Genomic DNA, 17449 nt, shown 5'->3' with positions numbered 1-17449 from the left:
CAAGGGCGCGGGTCCGGCGAGCGCCGCCCGCGGACCCGCGCCCGTCATTCCCCCGGGAGCCTCCCATGTCGCACCATGTCCCCTCCGGCGAGAACGACGTCGTCGATCTCGCCGTCATCGGAGCCGGTATCAACGGGCTCGCCATCGCCCGGGACGCCGCGGCCCGCGGCCTGCGCGTCGTCGTCGTCGACCGCGCCGACGTGGGCTCGGGCACGTCGAGCACGTCCAGCCGGCTCATCCACGGCGGCCTCAAGTACCTGGAGCGCTACGACTTCGCGCTCGTGCACGAATCCATCCGGGAGCGGAACCTGCTGTTCCGCACCGCTCCGCACCTCGTCCGCGACTACCCGATGCTGATCCCCTTCTACAAGGGGAACACCCGGCCCGGCACGCTGATCCGCCTCGGCCTGCTGGCGTTCGACCTGCTGGCTCTGTGCCGGGGACGCGGCCTGAGCCGGACCGTCCCGGTCCGCACCGTGGCCCGCAGATGGCCCACGCTCTCCCGCGACGGCCTGCGCGGGGCCGCGCTCTTCCACGACGCGCAGGTGCCCTGGGCGGAGCGGCTCTGCGTCGAGCTGTTCCTCGACGCGCGCCGCCTCGGCGCGCGGGTGCTGACCTACACCTCCGTCACCGGACTCGTCGTCGAGGGCGACCGCGTCGCGGGCCTGCGCACCGAGGACGTGCGGACGGGGGCGCGCGGCGAGATACGGGCCGCCGTCACCGTCAACGCCGCCGGGCCGTGGATCGACCGGATCCTCGACGGCCAGATCGAGAGCCGCCGCCTGAACGGCGGCACCAAGGGCAGCCACGTCGTGCTCGACCCGTTCCCCGGCGCCCCCGACACCTGCATCTTCTTCGAGGCGGCGGCCGACGGCAGGCCGATCTTCGTCTTCCCCTGGCAGGGCCGCTACGTGCTCGGCAGCACCGACCTGACGTACGAGGGCGACCTGGACGAGGTCGTCGCGAGCGACGCCGAGATCGAGTATCTGCTCGCGGAGACCAACCGGATCTTCCCCGGCGCCGGGCTGACCCCCTCCGACGTGCTGTGGAGCGTCGCCGGGATCCGGCCCCTGCCGTACACGAGCGGGGTGTCGGACAACGCGAAGATCAGCCGTGGGCACACGGTGCTCGACCACGGGCCGGCGTACCGGGGGCTGCTGACCGTCATCGGCGGCAAGCTCACCACCCACCGGGCGCTGGCGGAGGACGTCACCGACGCGGCGCTGCGCGTGCTCGGCCGCCGCCCCCGCCCGTGCGTCACCCGGGAACGGCCCCTGCCCGGCGCGGAGACCTCGGCCTGGCCGGAGTTCGTCCGCGACTTCCTCCGCGACTCCCCGCTCGACCGGGCGTCCTCCCGCCGCCTGCTGCAGCTCTACGGCGTGCGCGCCCGCAGGGTGCTGGAGATCGCCGCCGGGGACCCCTCGCTCGCCGAGGTGGTCGACAAGGAGACCGGGGCGCTCGCCGCCGAGATCGTCATGGCCGTGCGCGAGGAGGGGGCGGTGACGCTGGCCGACGTCATGCTGCGGCGTATCCTTGTCGGGCTCAACGGCGACATGGGCCTGAACAGCGCCGCGACCTGCGCGGACGTCGCCGTACGCCACCTCGGCTGGGACGAGGGACGGGCCCGCTCCGAGGTGGCCGCGTACGAGAGGGAGTTGCGGCGTCACCGTCCCCGTGCCCTGGCCGAGGCGGCGGGCACGGGCGGAAGCACTGGCGGGGGCGTGGGCGGGAGCAGGGGCAGCGGGAGGACGGCATGACGAACCAGGCCACGTGTTACATCGGGGTCGACGTGGGCCTGACCGCGTCGAAGGCGGCGGCGTTCGACGCGGAGGGCCGCGAGGTGGGGGTGGTGCACGCCCGCACGCCGCGCACCAGCGTGACGGCCCACCGCCACGACGTGGACATGGCCGGCCTCGCCGAGACCGTCGTCTCGCTGCTCGGCGACCTCGCGGGCAAGCTCGCGGCCGACGGGTACGTGCCGGCCGGGATCGGCGTCGCGGCCCACGGCAACGGGCTCTACCCCGTCGACGAGTCGCTGCGGCCGGTCGGGCCCGCCATCGCGTCGTCCGACAGCCGCGCCCAGCACATCGTGGACGCGATCGAGCCGGAGGCGGCCCGCCGCCTCGCCGCCGAGACCGGCTCCATCCCGTGGGCCGCCCAGCCCGCCGTGCTGCTGCGCTGGATGCACGACGCCGAGCCGGAGGCGTACGCGAGGACCCGGTGGGCGCTGTCGTGCAAGGACTGGGTGACCTCGCGGCTCACCGGCGTGCCCAGCGCCGACTACAGCGACGCGAGCGCGTTCGGGATGGTCGCGCTGGACACCCGCGCCTACACCCCGACGGCACTCGAACTCGTGGGGCTGCCGGCCGCGGACCTCGACCGCTTCCCGCCGCTGCGGCAGTCGGGGCAGGTCGTCGCCGGGCTGAGCGCGCGGGTCGCGGAGCTGACCGGGCTGCCCGAGGGGCTGCCGGTCATCGCGGGCTGCATGGACTGCGTGGCCGCGACGCTCGGCGCGGGCGGCCGGGCACCGGGGGACGTCACGATCATCGTGGGGACGTGGGCCATCAACGGGGTCGTCGTCCCCGCGGCGACGCCCGCGCCCGAGGTCACGCTCAGCGCGCTGATGCCGGACTCGGGCACGATGCTCGCCATGGAGGTCGCGCCCACGTCGGCCGCCAACCTCGACTGGCTGAGCTCGGCCTCGGCCCCGCACCGGCAGACGGGCGGCGGCGTCCCCGCGGCGGAACTGCTGGAGGAGGCGGCGACGGTCGAGCCGGGCGCCGGCGGTCTGCTGTTCCTGCCCTTCGTCAACGGCGCCCCCGAGCATCCGGCGGCCTCCGGGACGTTCCTCGGCGTCTCCGCCGTCCACCGCCGCGGTCACCTCACCCGCGCGGTCATCGAGGGCGTCGCCCAGTATCACCGGGTCCAGCTCGACCGGGTCCTGGCCAGCGGGGCCGACGTCGGCGACCGGCCCTGGCGGCTGGCCGGCGGCGGCGCGCGGTCGGAGGTCTGGGCGCAGGTGTTCGCCGACGTGCTCGGCCGTCCCGTCCGGCGGCAGCTCACCAGCGAGCTGGGCGCGCGGGGGGTCGCCTCGCTGCTGCCCGCCGCGCTCGGCCACAGCGACGTGCCGTGGTCGGTCAGCGACACCGACGACCTGTGCGTGCGTCCCGGTCCCGCCCGGGAGGCGTACGTCCGGCAGGCGGAGGTGTTCGACCGGTGCCTCACCGGGATGTCGGCCGCATGGGTGGAGATCGAGCGGTACCGTACGGCGGGGTTCGAACCCGCTCCCGCGGCCTCCGCGGGCTGAGCCCCGCCCGCCACCTCCGGCGTGGATCCGTCGTCGCGTGGCACCCGCGTCGCGGGCGCGTGGAGGCCGGACGTCGCGCGTGACGTCCGGCGGACGCGTGAAGCCCGGTGTCGCGGCCGTGCGGGGTCGCGAACGCCGTGGGCGTCACGCTGACGGCCGCCCGGAGACGGCGGGTGCGGGGGCGGGTGCGCGGGCGGCGGGTGTCTCACCGGCCGCCCGCGCCCGCCCGAACTCCTCACATGACCCGGTCGCGTCACATGACCGGGCCCGTCGCGAGTGCCCTGGCGCGTCGCACCGCCCTGCGTGAGGACGTCGGCGCGTCTCAGAGCTTGGGCTTGTGCGCCTTGTAGAGCCAGGCGTCGAACAGGGCGTCGAGGTCCTGGCCGGAGAGCCGCTCGGCGAGATCCACGAAGTCCTTCGTGGTGACCGTGGAGTGCCGGTTCTCCTCCGTCCACGTGCGCAGCAGCGTGAAGAACGTCTCGTCGCCGATCTTCTTGCGCAGGGCGTGCACGGTCATGGCGCCGCGCGTGTAGATCGCGTCGCCGTCGAACATGCCGGCGCGTCCCGGATCGCCCGTCCTGAGCTTCCAGAAATCGCTGCCGCTCTTCTTCTTGTAGAGCTTCGCGAAGGTCTTCTCGGCCGACGGACCGCCGTGCTGCTCCTCGTACAGCCACTCGGCGTACGTCGCGAAGCCCTCGTTGAGCCAGATGTCCTTCCAGCTCCGCAGGCCGACGCTGTCGCCGAACCACTGGTGGGCCAGCTCGTGCACGATGACCAGGTCGTCGGCCATGCCCTTGTCGTACACCGGCCTGCCCTGGGTCTCCAGTGAGTAGGAGACGTCGAGCTTGTCGGCGATGCCGCCGGTGGACGTGAACGGGTAGGCGCCGAAGACCTTCGACTCCCACATGATCGCCTTGGCGGTGGTGCGGTGCAGATACCTGAACTCCTTGGCAAGCGAGGGGTCGACCGCCGTGATGCTGGGGATGCCGTCGACGGTGCCCTCGGTGACCTTGAACTTCCCGATCGCGACCGTGGCGAGGTACGGCGCCATGGGCTGGGACATCTCCCACCTCCACGTGCTGTAGCCGCCGCGGACGCCGACGATCCCGGAGTTCTTCGGCTCTCCGTTGGCGAGGACCGTGACGCCGTGGGGCGCGGAGACCTGGAAGCTGAAGGTGGCCTTGTCGCGGGGGTTGTCGTTGACCGGGAACCAGCTGCGGGCGCCGTCCGGCTCGGCCACGACGACGGCGCCGTCCGGGGTGTCGATCCAGCCGGAGGCACCGAGCGCCTCGTCCTGGATCGGCTTCGGCCGGCCCGCGTAGGACACCTCGACCGTGAACTTCTCCCCCGACGGCAGCCCGTGCCGGGGGGTGACGACGAGTTCCTGGCCCTTCCGCTTGTACGCCGCCCGCTTGCCGTTGACCTCGACGCGGCTGATCTTCGGCCCGGAGAAGTCGAGGTTGAAGCGGGACAGGTTCTTGGTCGCCGTGGCCGTGATCGTGGTGGTGGCGCTGATGTGGTGCGTCTTCGGCGTGAACCTCAGCTTGATCGCGTAGTGGCCGGCGTCGTACCCGCCGTTGCCCGCGTGCGGGAAGTACGGGTCTCCCAGGCCGGCCGAGCCCGGCGTGTAGGTGTCGGCCCAGGCCGCGGGGGCGGCGGCCAGGGAGGCGGTCAATGTGAGACCGGCGGCGAGGACAGCCGTCAGGGGGGATGATCTGCGAAGCATGAGCACCATCGTGGTGTATCGCGCCACGAAATTGACACTTGTTGCGATTTATGAGGGTTTTCCGGCGGAGCTGGGTGCCGCTTCAGCCCGGACGCCGGGCTATTGATCACGAATACCCGAAATGGGCGGAGATCCTTCGATAGGCTCGGAAACCTATGCGGATCGCCAGCGTCTCCTTCCGGTACGGACGGCGCGACCCGTGGGTCCTGTCCGACGCCGATCTGGTCCTCGATCCCGGGGACGTCGCCGAGGTCGTGGGCCCCAACGGCACCGGAAAGTCGACCCTCCTGCGGCTCGCCGCCGGGCTGCTCAGGCCCGTGCGCGGACGCGTGGAGGGCCGCCCCCGGGTCGTCGGGTACGCCCCCGAGCGCTTCCCCGCCGACCAGCCGTTCACGGTGGCGGCCTATCTGCGGCACATGGCGGCGGTCCGCCGCGTGACCCAGGACGCGATCGGCCACTGGAGCGAGCGGCTCGGCATGGACCACCTGCTCGGCCGGCGCCTGCCGGACCTGTCCAAGGGCAGCGCCCACAAGGTGGGCCTCGCCCAGGCGCTGCTCGCCGAGCCGGGGCTGCTCGTGCTCGACGAACCGTTCGCCGGGCTCGACACCGCCACCCGCGCCGAGCTTCCCCGGATCATCGGGGAGATCCGCGCGCGCGGCGGGATCGTGGTGGTGAGCGACCACCAGGGCGACCTGCGCGACTTCCCCGGGCTGCGCCGTTTCGAGGTCCGCGACCGCGCCGTACGGGAACTGGAGCCGGTCGAGCGGGCCGCCGAGGAGCCCCTGACCGTGCTGGAGGTGGCGGTGCCCGCGTCGAGGGCCGCGGAACTGGCCGACCGCCTGCGCGCCGAGGGCTGCACGGTGCGTAGCACGGCCCGCGTCGCCGGGGAGGCCGCGGGATGACCTCCGTGATCGCCCTGGCGCGGTTCCGCGTCGCCGGATACGTCGCCTCGCACCGGGCCCTGCAACCACTGCTCGCGCTGCTCGCGCTGCTCGCGGTCCTCTACGCGACCGCCGTGCCCACCGGTCAGGAGATCGCCGCCACGGCCGACTCGGCGGCCATGCTCGTGCCGGTGCTCGCGTGGGCCGCCCGCGGCCTGCTGGACACCGAGCCGGACGAGCAGCGCGCCGTCGCCCTGTCCGCCCTGCGAACGCGGGAACAGGTGAGCGGCCTGCTGGCGGCGTTCGCCACGCTGCTCGTGCTCGCCGCGATCGCCGAGGCCGCGCTGCTCGGCCGGCTGACCACCGTCCCCACGACCGGCGTGCTGCTGACCGGCGTATGGCTGCATCTGCTGTCGGCGGCGGCGGGGCTCGCCCTCGGGGCGTTGACGAGCCGCCCGATCCTGCGCTCCCCGGCGGTCTCCACGATGGCCCTGATCTTCGGGTACCTGCTGATGCTGATGCTCAGCCTCACCGGGGCCCGCTGGCTCACCGTGCCGGTCATGGGCTGGATGCGGGACGCCCACCACGGAGTGCTGCTGGCGAACCCGCTCCTGCTCACGGCGCAGTCGGTGCTGTGGCCCGCGATCGGCCTGGCGGCCTACACGTGGCTGCGCCGCACCCGGCCGTGACCCGCCGCGGCCGACCCTACGGCTGACTCTGCGGCCGACGCGCTACGGCTGGGGCGCGGCGGCGAGCTGGCCGCACGCCCCGTCGATCTCCCGTCCCCGCGTGTCCCGCACGGTGACGGCGACGCCGTGGGACTCCAGGCGGCGTACGAAGGCCCGCTCGTCCTCGGGACGCGACGCGGTCCACTTCGAGCCGGGGGTGGGGTTGAGCGGGATGAGGTTGACGTGCACCAGCTTGCCCTTGAGCAGGCGGCCGAGCAGGTCGGCCCGCCACTCCTGGTCGTTGACGTCCTTGATCAGCGCGTACTCGATGGAGACGCGCCGCTTGGTCCTGGCCGCGTAGCTCCAGGCCGCGTCGAGCACCTCGGCGACCTTCCACCGCGTGTTGATCGGCACGAGCGTGTCCCTGAGCTCGTCGTCCGGAGCGTGGAGGGAGACGGCGAGCGTCACCGGCAGGCCCTCGTCGGCCAGCTTGCCGATCGCCGGCACCAGGCCGACCGTGGAGACGGTGACCCCGCGGGCCGAGATGCCGAGGCCCTCCGGCGCGGGATCGACCAGGCGGCGGACGGCGCCGATGACGGCCTTGTAGTTGGCCATCGGCTCGCCCATGCCCATGAAGACCACGTTGGTGACGCGCCCCGGCCCGCCCGGGACCTCGCCCCGCGCCAGCGCCCGCGCCCCCGCGACGACCTGCTCGACGATCTCGGCGGTGGACATGTTGCGGGTGAGCCCCGCCTGCCCTGTCGCGCAGAACGGGCAGTTCATGCCACACCCGGCCTGGGAGGACACGCACATCGTGACGCGGTCGGGATAACGCATGAGGACCGACTCGACCAGCGAGCCGTCGAACAGCTTCCACAGGTTCTTGCGGGTGGTGCCGCCGTCGCAGGTGATCTCGCGTACGGACGTCAGCAGCGGAGGCATGAGCTGCTCCACCAGCCGCTCGCGCAGCGGCGCCGGCAGGTCGGTCATCTGCTCCGGCGAGCCGGTCAGCCGGGTGAAGTAGTGCCGCGAGAGCTGGTCGGCGCGGAACGGCTTCTCGCCGATCTCGGCTACGGCCGCCCTGCGCTCGGCCATCGTGAGGTCGGCCAGATGGCGCTGCGGCTTGGCCCGTCGGGGCGCGACGAAGGTCAGCTGCCCGGTCTTCGGCTGCTCGCTCACGCGAAACCCTTTCCATCTCCTCGCGGCCGTCCTCTTAACGACTGCCGCGAGCGGTTCTACATTCTGTCTGGCGGCCGAATCCCGCAGGCCTACGAGAGGTGAGGTGTTGGACATCACTGTCGTGCTCACCAGCCCCAACCCCTACGGGAGCCGCACACTGACGATCGAAGCCGACCGGACCTCCTCCGTAGCTTACCTTCGCGACGCGCGGGGGATCGTCCACGGAGCGGTCTGGCTGGCCAACCACGTCCCGGCCCCCGCCGAGGAGGACCCCGCACGGGTGGGCGCCGGGCTGCCGCCGGTGCTGCCCGCGAACCGCACCACGCGGCCGCAGGGCACCCCGCCGCTCGACCCGGCGGCGCTGTCGGTGCTGTGGTTCGAGGAGGGCGACGGCGTCGCCCTGTACGAGAACGGCGAACTCCTCGCGGTCATTCCGTCCTGGGCCGACCTCGACCGCGGCCTGCCCGGATACGCCAGGGACGCGGTCGGGGAGTCGCCGTACGCCTGGTCGCTCGCCGAGGCGCTGGAGGGGCTGGCCCCCCGCGTGGCCAAGGCCCGCGCCTACTGGCAGTGGCGGCAGGCGGAGGGAAGCTGGGCCACCTTCCAGCAGTTCGTGCTGGGTCACCTCGACGGCAGGCTCGGCCCGCCGGGGCGCTACTGGGACGTCGGCGGCGACCGCCTGCCGCTCGTCGGCGTCAGCGAGCGCCCGCCGACGTTCACCAGGGACTACACCGTCCTGTCGACCGTGGGGATGAGCTGCCAGCGGATGCCCACCGCGGAGATGTACGACACGGCGTGCCGGGTGGAACTCGCGCTCGCGACCAGGCAGGATCCGAGGGTCGCCGCCCGGTTGTTCTCCTGGCTCGGGCAGTACCCGTGGCGGTCGGTGACCTGGCTGGGACACGGGCACACGGCCCGCTGGTTCCAGAAGCCGGTGACGTTCCCGCTGGGCGGCGGGCATGAGGGCGTCCTCATGCTGATGGACCCGCCAGGACTACCGGATATGTCCGGATTCATGTTTGGCGGGGACGTCGTACGGTGGCTGTGGCTGCTCCCGCTCACCGACGCCGAACTCCGCCTGGTGGCCGAGCACGGGCATCGGGCGGTGACCGAGCGGCTCGCCCCCACCAGCCGGATCTGACCCGGCGTCGCGGTCGCCGGGCGGTTGGTTGTGAGGCGTACGGTTGTCAGGCGCGGCCGGTCGTCAGGCGGCCGGAACGAGCAGGGTGAGGAGCAGCCACACGGGGACGAGCGTGAACAGCAGCGAGTCGAGACGGTCCATCGCCCCGCCGTGGCCCGGCAGCAGCGTGCCCATGTCCTTGATTCCGATGTCGCGCTTGATCACCGATTCGACCAGGTCGCCGAGCGTCGCGCAGGTGACTCCGGCCAGGCCGACGACCGCGCCCTCCCAGTACTCGCCGCCCAGCAGGAAGTGCACCAGTAAGGCGCCGGCGACGACGCAGGCGAGGGTGGACCCGGCGAAGCCCTCCCAGGTCTTCTTCGGGCTGATGAGCGGCGACATGCGGTGCCTGCCGAAGAAGATTCCGGCGAAGTAGCCCCCGATGTCGCTGCAGACCGTCACCGCGACGAACACGATCACCCGGTCGGGCCCGTCCTCAGGGGCCAGCAGCAGGGGGACGAACCCGGCGATCAGCGCCGGGTAGGCCGCGACGAACAACGCGGCCGTCGCGTCCCGGACGAAGCCCTCGGCGCCCTGGAACATCCGCCACGCCAGCAGCACCATCACGGTCACCGCGAACGCGCCGACCAGGAACGTGGCGCCGCCCCAGTACGGGCCGAGCACCATGGCCGCCATGCCCGCGAGCAGCGGCGCGAGGGGCACCCGCACGCCGTAGCCGCCGAGCGCCTTAACGATCTCGTGCACACCCACGCCGACGGCCACCAGGACCACGACGAGGAACGCCACCTTGACAAAGTAGAGCGAGCCGATGACCACCGCGCCCAGCGCGACGCCGACCGCCACGGCGGCCGGGAGGTTGCGCCCGGTGCGGCCGGTGGCCTTCCCGGCGTCGCCGGACGGCACGGCCGCGTCCGCCGGGTCGTCCCTCTCGGTACCGTGTCCGGCGCCGGAGGGGCCGGTCGCGCCCCCCGCCGGGTTCCGGTCGCCGGCGGCAGCAGTTCCGTCCACAGCGTCTCACTCTCCATATACGCGTGATCCTTGTGCCGCACCTGCCCATGGCGCGGCACAAGGATCACGGTCATGCCGTTCGGCCCTAGGTCGTGTCTGACAAATCAAGCCCTGCTGCGCGTGGGGCAGCCTTTGTCAGGCACTCCCGGGGACCGCGGTGTCAGACCTCGAGCAGCTCGGCTTCCTTGTGCTTCAGCAGCTCGTCGATCTTCGCGACGTGCTTCTGGGTGAGGTCGTCGAGTTCCTTGACCGCGCGGTGGACCTCGTCCTCGCCGGCCTCGCCGTCCTTGACGAGCCTGTCGAGGATCTCCTTGGCGTGCCGCCGGATGTTCCGCACGGACACCCGGCCGTGCTCCGCCTTGTTGCGGGCGACCTTGATGTACTCCTTGCGGCGTTCCTCCGACAGCTCGGGGAACACCACGCGGATCACGGTGCCGTCGTTGCTGGGGTTGACGCCGAGATCGCTGTCGCGGATGGCCCTCTCGACCCCGTTCAGCGAGCCCTTGTCGTACGGCTGGATGAGCACCATGCGCGCCTCGGGGACGTGGAACGACGCGAGCTGCTGGATGGGCGTCGGCGACCCGTAGTAGTCAACGTTGATCTTGTTGAACATCGAGGGCGTCACGCGGCCGGTGCGGATGCTCGCGAAATCGTCCTTGGCGACCGTCACCGCCTTGTCCATCTTCTCCTCGGCCTCGAGGAGGGTTTCGTCGATCACTGCGGCTCCCTACTTCCCTGCCGGACTCACCAGCGTGCCGATCTTCTCACCGCGGACCGCCCGCAGGATGTTGCCCTCGCCCATGAGGTCGAAGACCACGATGGGCAGGCCGTTGTCCATGCACAGGCTGATCGCGGTGGCGTCCATGACCCCGAGTCCCCGCGTCAGCACCTCACCGTACTCAAGCTGGTCGAATCGGACCGCGTCGGGGTTCTTGCGCGGGTCCGAGTCGTACACGCCGTCGACCTGGGTGCCCTTCAGCAGCGCCTCGGCGCCGATCTCCAGCGCGCGCTGCGCGGCACAGGTGTCGGTCGAGAAGAACGGCGACCCGAGGCCCGCGCCGAAGATGACCACGCGCCCCTTCTCCAGGTGGCGGATCGCCCGGCGCGGCAGGAACGGCTCGGCCACCTGCTGCATCGTTATGGCCGTCTGCACGCGGGTGTCGATGCCGCGCTTCTCCAGGAAGTCCTGCAGGGCGAGACAGTTGATGACCGTCCCCAGCATCCCCATGTAGTCGGCCCGGGCGCGGTCCATGCCGCCCTGCGACAGGGCCGCGCCGCGGAACATGTTGCCCCCGCCGACGACGACGGCCACCTGCACGCCCTCGCGGACCGCCTCGGCGACCGAGTCCGCGAGCTGGGCGACGACGCGCGGGTCGATCCCGAGGGACTCGCCGCCGGCGAACGCCTCACCCGACAGCTTCAGCATCACCCGCTTCCACCGCAGCGGCCCGTCGTACGACGAAGCCGCCGGCGTGGCGGGTCTGGTGTTCTCCTGCACGGCGGCGGCCTCCTCGTGTCGCGTGGGTCGATCCTGGCAATTAAGCCTAAGCCTGGCCGACCTTGTAGCGGGTGAAGGCCAGGACCTTGACGCCGGCCTCGTCCGCGACCTTCGCGATCGTCTTCTTGTTGTCCTTGACGAACGCCTGCTCAAGGAGCGTGAAGTCCTTGTACCAGCCGTTGACCCGGCCATCGACGATCTTCGGGATGGCGCCCTCGGGCTTGCCCTCCTCGCGGGTCATCTGCTCGAACAGCGACCGCTCCTTCTCGATGACCTCGGCGGGCACCTCGGCGGGGCTGAGGTACTTCGGGGCCATCGCGGCGGTGTGCTGGGCGATGTCCTTGGCGATCTCGGCGTTCGGCGTGTCGAGCTGCACGAGCACGCCCACGGCCGGCGGGAGCTGTGGGTCGGTCTTGTGCATGTAGGAGGTGATGAAGCCACCCTCCAGCACGGAGAACCGGCGGATCTCGATCTTCTCGCCGAGCGCCGCGTTGGCCTCGTCGAGCAGCTCCTTGACGGTCTTGCCGTTCAGCTCGGACTCGAGCAGGGACGGCACGTCGGCGGGCTTGCTCGCGACGATGTGCGCGACGATGTCGGCGGCGAGCTCCTGGAAACGCTCGTTCTTGGCGACGAAGTCGGTCTCGCAGTTGAGCTCCAGCAGCGCCGCGAGGGAGTCTCCCTCGTGCTTGACGGCGACCAGGCCGTTCGACGCGGTGCGGGCCTCGCGCTTGCCGACGTCCTTGGCGCCCTTGAGGCGCAGGATGTCGACGGCCTTGTCGAAGTCGCCCTCGGACTCCTCGAGCGCCTTCTTGCAGTCCATCATGCCGGCGGCGGTCAGCTCACGAAGCCGCTTGACGTCGGCCATGTTTACGGAAGCCATTGTCCAATTTCCTCTTCGGGACCCGGATGCGAATCGTCGTGGGGGCGGGGCCGGCCGTGTGGCGCGCCCGCCCGGTGGAGCCGTGGGCGCCGGTGCCCGGTGCGGCACCGGCGCCTGGGACCAGGTCTTCCCTGGGGTCCCCGCCTGTCGGAAGCGGCCGGAGCCGCACCGGCGGGGACCGGTGGTCTACCTAGGCCTGCTCGCCCTGCTCGGCGGCGGGAGCCTCGGCGGCCTCGGCAGCCGGAGCCTCGGTGGCCGCGGCCTCGGCGGTCTCAGTGGCCGGAACCTCGGCGGCCTCGGTGGCCGGAGCCTCGGCGGCGGGGGCCTCCAGGAGCTCGCGCTCCCACTCGGCCAGCGGCTCGGCGGCGGCGACGCCCGCGGGCTTCTCGTCACCGCGACCGGCGCCCGCACGGGTCATCAGGCCGTCGGCGACGGCGTCGGCGATCACGCGAGTGAGGAGGCTGACGGCGCGGATGGCGTCGTCGTTGCCCGGGATCGGGTAGTCGACCTCGTCGGGGTCGCAGTTGGTGTCCAGGATCGCGACGACCGGGATGCCGAGCTTCTTGGCCTCGTTGATCGCGATGTGCTCCTTCTTGGTGTCCACGACCCAGACCGCGCTCGGGACGCGGGCCATGTCACGGATACCGCCGAGGGTGCGCTCCAGCTTCTCCTTCTCGCGGCGGCGCATGAGGAGCTCCTTCTTGGTGAGCCCGGAGCCGGCCACGTTGTCGAAGTCGAGCTCCTCCAGCTCCTTGAGCCGCTGGAGCCTCTTGTGCACGGTGGAGAAGTTGGTGAGCATGCCGCCCAGCCAGCGCTGGTTCACGTACGGCATGCCGACGCGCGACGCCTGCTCGACGATCGACTCCTGCGCCTGCTTCTTCGTGCCGATGAACATGATGGTGCCGCCGTGCGCGACGGTCTCCTTCACGAAGTCGTAGGCACGGTCGATGTACGACAGCGACTTCTGCAGGTCGATGATGTAGATGCCGTTGCGCTCGGTGAAGATGAAGCGCTTCATCTTCGGGTTCCACCGGCGGGTCTGGTGGCCGAAGTGAACGCCGCTCTCCAGCAGCTGCCGCATGGTGACGACAGGGGCCATGGTGATGGTCCTCCATGGTCGTGTGCCCTTGGGCACGGTCTCGGTTGGTCACGCGGGCCCTCTTGCCCGCGCCCTGACGCCCCGGGCCGCCACTTTCACCGGACGCGGTCCGGACCGAGAAAGGCGGCTCGTGAATGGGCGTGCGAATTCGGCCTAACAGGCCGTCGAACAGTCTACCCGGATCCGCCCCTTCCGATGACCCTCCACGGGCGCGGCACCCGGCGGCGCCCCGTACGCTCCTTCCGGCGCTCCCGAAGAGGGTCTTCACCTCGGCGGCTTCCGCGGGCGCGGCCCCTTCAGAGCGCCCAGGCGGCGGGGTGCTCACCCTGGCGGGGCGGCGGGGTCGTCCAGCCCGGCCGCACGCCCCCGGCGAGGCCGGGGGGCGTCACATAGGTGAGCGTGCCGAAGGGGCTGTCCATCGTCGCCAGCAGATCCTCGACCGTAGGTCGCGGCACTCCCCCGCCGTCGATCCGGCCGAGATCGTCGAGCCAGGTCGCGGTCCGCGCCAGCGACACCTCGACGTGCCAGGAGCCGCCCTCGGCGGTGCGCCGGATCAGCGCCGCGACCGCGCCGAAGGCCGCCAGATATCCCGTGGCGTGATCGAGGGCCTGGGCGGGCAGCGGCGCGGGCCGCAGCCCGTCGCCGTTCTCATGGGCGATCCCGCTCGCCATCTGGACGAGGCTGTCGAACCCGCGCCGGGAGGCCCACGGCCCCCGGCTTCCGTAGGCGGAGACGTCGACGCAGACGACGCCCGGCCGCAGGGCGGCCAGGTCGTCAGGCCCGAAGCCCCTGGCCCTAAGTGTCCCCGGCCGGTACGCCTGGATGACGACGTCGGCCCCGCGGACCAGTTCCCGCAGCCGCTCCCGGCCCGTCTCCGAGCGCAGGTCGACGTGGCACGACCGTTTGCCGAACGCCGTCTCCACCACGAGCCCCGGCACCTCCGGCAGGTGCGCCGCGCCCACCCGCAGGACGTCCGCGCCGTAGGCCGCGAGAGTGCGGGCGGCCACCGGACCGGCGATCACCCTGGTGAGATCGAGCACCCGGACGCCGCCGAGCGGTCGTACCCCACCGCCCGCGCTGTGCTCCCCCACCCCACCCCGGCCACGGCTCCCGCCGCCGTCCTCCGGGCCACCGGGGACGGGCAGCCGGGAGAGACCGACCAGAGGGAGGCCGGCCAGGGCCCGCGCCTGCGGGTGCGCGAGCCATTCCGCCCTGCTCCGCATCGCGGCCGCGCAGCCGCCCTCGCGGACGACCGCCTCCTCGACCTCCACGGCCGTACGGCCGGCGCACGCCCTCTCGACGGCCTCCTTGCCCGACCCCGGGGCGAGCCCGAGCGCGCGCAGGGCGGCGTCCCTGTGGTGGTCGAAGTTGCAGTGCAGCCGGACCCAGCCGTCCGAGGCGGGGTAGTCCCCCGACAGGGCCGCCCAGACGTCCATGGCCTTCCCGTCCGTACGGAAGTGCCGCTCGCTCTGGAAGGCCACGGCGGCGTGGCGGACGTCGATCGCCACCTCGGGGTCCCCGCTCCCCGCCCCCGAGTTCGGCCCGAGGCCCAGCGCGGGATCCGGCACCGGGTCCGGCTTGGAGCTCGGCCCGAGGTCCGTCGCGGGGTCCGGCTCGGAGCCCGGTCCCGGGATCGGCCCGGAATCCGGGTCGGATACCGGCCCTGAGTTCGGCCCGGGATTCGGCCCGGCCGGGCGCCCGTGCCGGGCGGCGTACGCGGCGACGGCGGCGCTCACCGCACCGGCCGACGCCGCGGCCATCGTGCCGAGCGGGAAGACGGACGGCAGCACGGGGTCCTGTCCCGTGACGCGCACGGCGGGCAGGGCGACCCCGACACCCGCCCCCAGATCCCGGATGAACTTCTCGATCACCGCCGACTCCTCACTCCCGAACGCCCGGCGAACCCTCCGCGTACGGCGCGTCACGTCGCCGCGGCGCGGTGCTCCGCCGTCCCGCCCGGGTGGACCGGGGCAAGTATCCACGCCGGTGCCCAGCCTGCCGCGGCCACCCCTCCCGATTTCCGGCAGCGGGCCGGACTGTGGACAAGGGAGCGCTCCCCGTCCCGCGCCTGTGGATCGCTCCGCCTGTCCACAGAAAGGCGTTCGGCCGGACGTGGCCGAGGCGGGCTCGGCGAGTGTCGGGGGCCGGAGGTGGTCCCATGGCCGCGAAAGATCAATTGGGCAGGCACGGCGAGCAACTGGCCGTGACCTATCTGACGGCGCGAGGCATGCGCGTCCTCGACCGGAACTGGCGCTGCGCCGACGGCGAGATCGACATCGTCGCCCGGGACGGGAACGCGCTGGTGGTCGTGGAGGTGAAGACCCGCTCCGGGCGCAGCCACGGCACGGCCTTCGAGGCGGTGACCGGCGACAAACTGCTGCGCCTGCGCGCGCTGGCCGGCCGGTGGCTGGCCGCGCACGCCGAGCGGTTCGACACGATACGGGTCGATGTGATCGCGTTGGAGAGGTTCGCGGGCGACTTCTCGCTCCGGCATGAACGCGGGGTGGTCTGAGGTGCCCGTCGCCCGGACCCACTGCGCCGGCATCGTGGGCGTCGCCGGACGCCTCGTGGAGGTCGAGGCCGACGTCGGCCGCGGCATAGCGGGAACGCACTTCATCGGGCTCCTCGACACCGCGATCAGCGAGGCCCGGGGCCGCGTGCGGTCCGCGTTGATCAACAGTGGCTTCGCCTGGCCGGACGCGCGGATCACCGTGAGCCTGTTCCCGGCGACCCTGCCCAAACGCGGATCGATCTTCGATTTGGCCATCGCGGTGGCCGTCCTCGGCGCGGCCGGCGCGGTGCCCGCGCAGCGGATCGCGACTCCGGCGTTCCTCGGCGAGCTCGGCCTCGACGGGCGGGTGCGGCCCGTCAGGGGCGTGTTGCCCGCCGCGCTCGCCGCGGCCCAGGCGGGTGTGGGCATCATCGTGGTGCCCGCGTTCAACGCCACCGAGGCCGCTCTGGTGCCCGGCCTCACCGTCGTTCCGGTCACCACTCTCGGCGAACTCGTGGGATGGCTGCGAGCGGGCGACCTGCGCCGGCTCCCGATGGTGGCGGACGCCGCGTCCCTGTCGGTGGACGACGACCGCACGGAGGACACATCCGGGCCCGACCTGTGCGACGTGGCCGGGCAGCCGATGGGCCGAAAGGCGCTGGAGGTGTGCGCCGCCGGAGGGCACAACCTGTGGATGCTGGGTCCCCCGGGAAGCGGCAAGACGATGCTCGCCGAGCGCCTGCCGACCCTGCTGCCTCCACTGGACCAGGACAAGGCCCTGGAGGTGTCGGCCATCCACTCGGTGGCGGGCACGCTGCCGCCGGGACGCCCGCTGCTCACCCGGCCGCCCTTCATGGCCCCGCATCACAGCGCGACGATGGCGGCCGTCGTGGGTGGCGGGAGCGGCGGTGTCGTACGGCCCGGGGCGGTGTCGCTCGCGCACCGAGGCGTGCTCTTCCTCGACGAGGCGCCGGAGTTCGCCACCACCGTGCTCGACTCCCTGCGCCAGCCGCTCGAGTCGGGAAGGGTCACGATCGCCCGGGCCGTCGGCACGGTCACGTTCCCCGCCCGGTTCATGCTGGTGCTGGCGGCGAATCCCTGCCCCTGCGGGCTTGAGGGCACCGGCGGGCATCCCTGCAGATGCACCCCGGCGGGCCGGCGCCGCTACCTCGACCGGCTCTCCGGGCCGCTGCTCGACCGCGTCGACGTCAAGGTGCGGATCGGCCGGGCCACCCGTGCCGAGTTGCTCGCGGACCGGCACTTCGTGGAGAACAGCGCGACCGTGGCCGAGCGGGTCCGGCAGGCCCGGGAGCGGGCCGCCCGAAGGCTTGCGGGCACGCCATGGCACACCAACGCCGAGGTGTCCTCGTCCGCGCTGCACCGCCGGTTCCGCCTGCCCGACACCGTCATGGCCCCGCTGCACCGGGGGCTCGACGTGGGCACGCTCAGCGCGCGCGGCCTCGACCGCGTTCTCCGGATCTCCTGGACGCTCGCGGACCTCGCGGGCGAAGACCGTCCGGGCCGCACCGAGACATCGGCGGCCCTCGCACTATGGCTCGGAGTGGACTGAT

15 protein-coding genes are annotated in these 17449 nt (G+C 72.5%); 7 read left to right on the top strand and 8 right to left on the bottom strand.

The features are described 5' to 3' along the window. The first annotated feature begins 65 nt into the window (after positions 1–65). On the top strand, positions 66–1757 hold the full coding sequence (locus tag HHX33_RS29840) for a glycerol-3-phosphate dehydrogenase/oxidase (protein ID WP_182877504.1): 1692 nt from the start codon (positions 66–68) through the stop codon (positions 1755–1757). Continuing rightward, on the top strand, positions 1754–3307 hold the full coding sequence (locus HHX33_RS29835) for an FGGY-family carbohydrate kinase (protein WP_182877503.1): 1554 nt from the start codon (positions 1754–1756) through the stop codon (positions 3305–3307). Before HHX33_RS29840 ends, HHX33_RS29835 begins: the two co-directional genes overlap by 4 nt. A gap of 322 nt (positions 3308–3629) precedes the next feature. On the opposite strand, the gene HHX33_RS29830 is transcribed toward HHX33_RS29835, so the two are convergent. Next, positions 3630–5033, bottom strand: coding sequence for a M1 family metallopeptidase (locus HHX33_RS29830; RefSeq protein WP_182877502.1), 1404 nt, complete (start codon positions 5031–5033; stop codon positions 3630–3632). A 155-nt stretch (positions 5034–5188) separates the two neighbouring features. Here HHX33_RS29830 and HHX33_RS29825 point away from each other — a divergent pair, with 155 nt between their 5' ends. Continuing rightward, positions 5189–5935 carry an ABC transporter ATP-binding protein gene (locus HHX33_RS29825; protein WP_182877501.1) on the top strand — a complete coding sequence of 249 codons (747 nt, stop codon included), beginning with the start codon at positions 5189–5191 and terminating at the stop codon, positions 5933–5935. Further along, a complete protein-coding gene (locus HHX33_RS29820; protein ID WP_182877500.1) occupies positions 5932–6603 on the top strand; it encodes a hypothetical protein in 672 nt (223 codons plus the stop codon). The genes HHX33_RS29825 and HHX33_RS29820 overlap by 4 nt, the downstream gene beginning before the upstream one ends. Positions 6604–6645: 42 nt before the next feature. Here HHX33_RS29820 and rlmN read toward each other — a convergent pair whose 3' ends face one another. Further along, the gene (gene rlmN, locus HHX33_RS29815) at positions 6646–7761 is read right to left on the bottom strand and encodes a 23S rRNA (adenine(2503)-C(2))-methyltransferase RlmN (protein ID WP_182883820.1); all 1116 of its coding nucleotides are present in this window, start codon (positions 7759–7761) and stop codon (positions 6646–6648) included. A gap of 106 nt (positions 7762–7867) precedes the next feature. On the opposite strand from rlmN, the gene HHX33_RS29810 reads away from it, so the two are divergent. After that, positions 7868–8902, top strand: a complete 1035-nt coding sequence (locus tag HHX33_RS29810) for a suppressor of fused domain protein (RefSeq protein WP_182877499.1) — start codon at positions 7868–7870, stop codon at positions 8900–8902. Positions 8903–8965: 63 nt separating this feature from the next. Here the strand turns inward: HHX33_RS29810 and HHX33_RS29805 are convergent, their stop codons facing one another. From HHX33_RS29805 to HHX33_RS29780, 6 genes are all read right to left on the bottom strand, one after another. Continuing rightward, on the bottom strand, positions 8966–9910 hold the full coding sequence (locus tag HHX33_RS29805) for a phosphatidate cytidylyltransferase (protein ID WP_310741585.1): 945 nt from the start codon (positions 9908–9910) through the stop codon (positions 8966–8968). A gap of 160 nt (positions 9911–10070) precedes the next feature. Beyond that, positions 10071–10628, bottom strand: coding sequence for a ribosome recycling factor (gene frr / locus HHX33_RS29800; RefSeq protein ID WP_111701990.1), 558 nt, complete (start codon positions 10626–10628; stop codon positions 10071–10073). A gap of 9 nt (positions 10629–10637) precedes the next feature. Next, positions 10638–11336, bottom strand: a complete 699-nt coding sequence (gene pyrH, locus HHX33_RS29795; RefSeq protein ID WP_244460937.1) for a UMP kinase — start codon at positions 11334–11336, stop codon at positions 10638–10640. Between the two features lie 118 nt (positions 11337–11454). Next, complete coding sequence (gene tsf / locus HHX33_RS29790) at positions 11455–12288, bottom strand: translation elongation factor Ts (RefSeq protein ID WP_111701995.1); 834 nt, start codon at positions 12286–12288, stop codon at positions 11455–11457. Positions 12289–12478: 190 nt separating this feature from the next. Then, positions 12479–13387: a 30S ribosomal protein S2 gene (gene rpsB, locus HHX33_RS29785; RefSeq protein WP_182877498.1), complete on the bottom strand. Its 909-nt coding sequence runs from the start codon at positions 13385–13387 to the stop codon at positions 12479–12481. 296 nt (positions 13388–13683) lie between these two features. Beyond that, positions 13684–15258, bottom strand: a complete 1575-nt coding sequence (locus HHX33_RS29780) for a CoA transferase (protein ID WP_310741584.1) — start codon at positions 15256–15258, stop codon at positions 13684–13686. 287 nt (positions 15259–15545) lie between these two features. On the opposite strand from HHX33_RS29780, the gene HHX33_RS29775 reads away from it, so the two are divergent. Then, on the top strand, positions 15546–15899 hold the full coding sequence (locus tag HHX33_RS29775; RefSeq protein ID WP_117409805.1) for a YraN family protein: 354 nt from the start codon (positions 15546–15548) through the stop codon (positions 15897–15899). A 1-nt stretch (position 15900) separates the two neighbouring features. Continuing rightward, entirely contained in the window at positions 15901–17448 is a 1548-nt protein-coding gene (locus tag HHX33_RS29770; RefSeq protein ID WP_182877497.1) for a YifB family Mg chelatase-like AAA ATPase, read from the top strand. Position 17449: the final 1 nt, after the last annotated feature.

This window comes from Microbispora sp. H10670 (assembly GCF_014161385.1).
GTDB lineage: Bacteria > Actinomycetota > Actinomycetes > Streptosporangiales > Streptosporangiaceae > Microbispora > Microbispora triticiradicis.
This window is presented reverse-complemented; position numbering and strand designations above follow the sequence as displayed.